Annotated in this window: 3 protein-coding genes; all 3 read left to right on the top strand. The window is 66.9% G+C overall.

The genetic code is table 11. From position 1 onward, the window contains the following. Positions 1-176: 176 nt before the first annotated feature. Positions 177-926, top strand: a complete 750-nt coding sequence (locus tag ACT84W_RS01705; protein WP_444327991.1) for a DeoR/GlpR family DNA-binding transcription regulator — start codon at positions 177-179, stop codon at positions 924-926. 184 nt (positions 927-1110) lie between these two features. After that, positions 1111-2016 (top strand): 1-phosphofructokinase, encoded by a 906-nt coding sequence (gene pfkB / locus ACT84W_RS01700; protein WP_444327990.1) that lies wholly within the window; start codon positions 1111-1113, stop codon positions 2014-2016. 72 nt (positions 2017-2088) lie between these two features. After that, a partial coding sequence (locus ACT84W_RS01695; protein ID WP_444327989.1) for a fructose PTS transporter subunit IIB occupies positions 2089-3092 on the top strand: 1004 nt, incomplete at its 3' end.

The following is a 3092-nucleotide window of genomic DNA, read 5'->3' as shown; positions in this document are numbered from 1 at the left end:
CCACGCCGGCGAGGAGGCCTACGCGCTCTGCTACGAGATGGCCGACCTCGAGCGCGCCGCCGCGGGCGACGCCCATGCCGCGTCCCTCATCCGTTACGCCGCCGACGTCATGCGCATCATGACCGACGCACGCGCCGCCTGGGGCGTCGTGTACCCGGAGGAGGAGAAGAACTAGCATGCTCGCAGACCACCGACACGCGCGCATCCTCGACATCGTTAACCGGGACGGCTCCGCCTCCGTCGTCGACCTCGCCGAAACGCTCAGCATCTCCGAGTCGACCATCCGGCGAGACCTCGAGAAGCTCGACGAGGCCGGGCTATTGTGCAAGGTGCACGGCGGCGCGATCGCGCTCGACCGCGAGGGCGTCACGCGCGACATCTCCGTCGCGGAGCGCGCCGGCCTCCACGCGGCTCAGAAGCGCGCCATCGCCCGCCGCGCCGCCCAGCTCGTGGGCCCGCGGGACTTCGTCTACCTGGACGCCGGCTCCACGGTTGACGCCCTCATCGACGAGCTTACCGAGAAGCGCGCCGTCTATGCGACCGACTGCGTGAGCCATGCCCTCAAGCTCGCCTCGCGCGGCTTTGAGGTCACCGTGCTCGGCGGCTCGCTCAAGTCCGCCACGGGCGCCCTCGTAGGGCCTGATGCCAACGCCACCATCAGCCGCTACCACTTCACGCTGGGCTTCTGGGGCACGAACGGGGCCACGCCCGAGGACGGCTTCACCACGCCGGACATCTCGGAGGCGGAGGTCAAGCGCTTCTCGATGAGGCAGACCATCCACCGCTTCGTGCTTGCCGACGCGAGCAAGCTCGGCCGCACGAGCCTCGTCACGTTCGGCGACTTCGCCGACGTGACTATCATCACGAGCGCGCTTCCCGAGGGCAGCGCGTACGCGGAGCTCGAGAACGTTGAGGTCGCCGACTGACGAATCATCATTTTCGTCAACAAACGAGCAAGAACTTCCAAAACAGAGATAAACGACAGCCGTCTGTCAATGTCTTTAAGCCGCTCGTAACGGAATGCCCGACTTTGCAAATTTTCCTTCACAATCGAGCAAAAACGTGCAATAGTAGCCATAGCAATCATCATCAACGTCGCGGAGGCTCCTTATGATCTACACCGTCACGTTCAACCCCTCGCTCGACTACATCGTACGCGTCGACGACATGCGCCTCGGCGTGATCAACCGCACGAGTTACGAGCAGATCCTGCCGGGCGGCAAGGGCATCAACGTGTCCATCGTCCTCGGCAACCTCGGTCACGCCTCCCGCGCGCTCGGCTTCTCGGCCGGCTTCACGGGCATCGCGCTCGAGTCGCTGCTCGCGGCCTCCGGCATCGACCACGACCTCGTGCACGTCGACGAGGGCTTCACCCGCATCAACGCGAAGATCAAGTCCAACGAGGAAACCGAGCTCAACGGCCAGGGCCCCCGCATCGCCGAGGACAACATCGCCGAGCTCTACGCGAAGCTCGACGTCCTCGGCGAGGGAGACATCCTCGTGATCTCCGGCTCCGTGCCGAACACCCTTCCCGGCGACATGTACGAGCGCATCATGGCCCGCCTCGACGGCCGCGGCGTGCGCATCGTCGTCGACGCCGAGCGCGACCTGCTCACCCGCGTCCTCCCGTACAAGCCGTTCCTCGTCAAGCCCAACAACATCGAGCTCGGCGACATCTTCGGCGTCGAGCTCAAGACCCGCGACGAGGTCGTGCCCTACGCCAAGCAGCTCCAGGAGAAGGGCGCCGTTAACGTGCTCGTCTCGATGGCGGGGGAGGGCGGCGTCCTCGTCGACGCCGACGGCGGCGTGCACAAGAGCCCCGCGGCCAAGGGCACCGTCGTCAACTCCGTCGGCGCGGGTGACTCCTCCGTCGCCGGCTTCATCGCCGGCTACCTCGAGACGGGCTCCTACGAGACCGCCTTCAAGATGGGCCTCTCCGCAGGCTCCGCAAGCGCTTTTTCCGACCACCTCGCCACGCGCGCGGAGGTCGAGGAATTGATGGCCCGCGCGCAGTAGGCGAGCCGTGCGGGCGAGCGCTTCTCGCCCGCGAAGCAACGTGTGTAAGCAGTTCCACAGAAAGGAGCTCGAATGAAGATCACTGATCTATTGAGCGCGCAGAGCGTCAAGGTCGGGGCGACCGCCGCAAGCCAGGCGGACGCCATCGATCAGCTCGTCGCCCTTCAGGTCGCCGCCGGCAACGTGTCCGACGCCGACGGCTACAAGGCGGGTGTCCTCGCCCGTGAGGCGGAGTTCTCGACCGCCGTGGGCGACGGCATCGCGATTCCGCACGCCAAGGTCGCCGCGGTGGCCAAGGCCGGCCTCGCCGCGATGACCATCCCCGGCGGCGTCGACTGGAACGCCCCCGACGACGCCCCCTGCGACCTTGTCTTCGCCATCGCCGCGCCCGAGGGCGAGAACGACGTCCACCTCGAGATGCTCGCCAAGCTCTCGGCCCTCCTCATGCACGAGGACTTCGCCGCCAAGCTCCGCGCCGCCAAGACCCCCGAGGAGTTCCTCGCCGCCATCGACGCCGCCGAGGCCGACCGCAACGCCGCCGAGGCCGCTAAGGCCGAGGCTGCCGCCGCGCCCAAGACCTCCGACTCCGAGTGGCCCGAGGTCCTGGCCATCACCGCGTGCCCGACCGGCATCGCCCACACCTACATGGCCGCCGAGAACCTCGAGAAGAAGGCCGCCGAGATGGGCATCAAGCTCAAGGCCGAGACCCAGGGTTCCGCGGGCGCCAAGAACATCCTGACCGCCGACGAGATCGCCCACTGCAAGGGCATCGTCATCGCCGCGGACAAGAACGTCGATCTCTCGCGCTTCGACGGCAAGCCGGTCTATTCCACGAACGTCTCCGCGGGCATCAACGACCCCGAGAAGCTCATCAACATCATCCTGAACGGCGAGGCGCCCGTCCAGGAGGGCAAGGGCTCTGAGTCCGGCGCCGCGGCTGCCGCCGAGGGCGACTCCGCTTGGCACACCATCTATAAGCACCTGATGAACGGCGTCTCGCACATGCTGCCGTTCGTCATCGGCGGCGGCATCCTCACCGCTATCGCCTTCCTGGTCGACCAGCCCGGCCTCGGCAC

The organism is Paratractidigestivibacter sp., assembly GCF_052362415.1.
In the GTDB taxonomy this organism is placed as follows: domain Bacteria; phylum Actinomycetota; class Coriobacteriia; order Coriobacteriales; family Atopobiaceae; genus Paratractidigestivibacter.
Note: the sequence above shows the minus strand (reverse complement) of the source record. Positions and strands in the feature narration are given on the sequence as shown.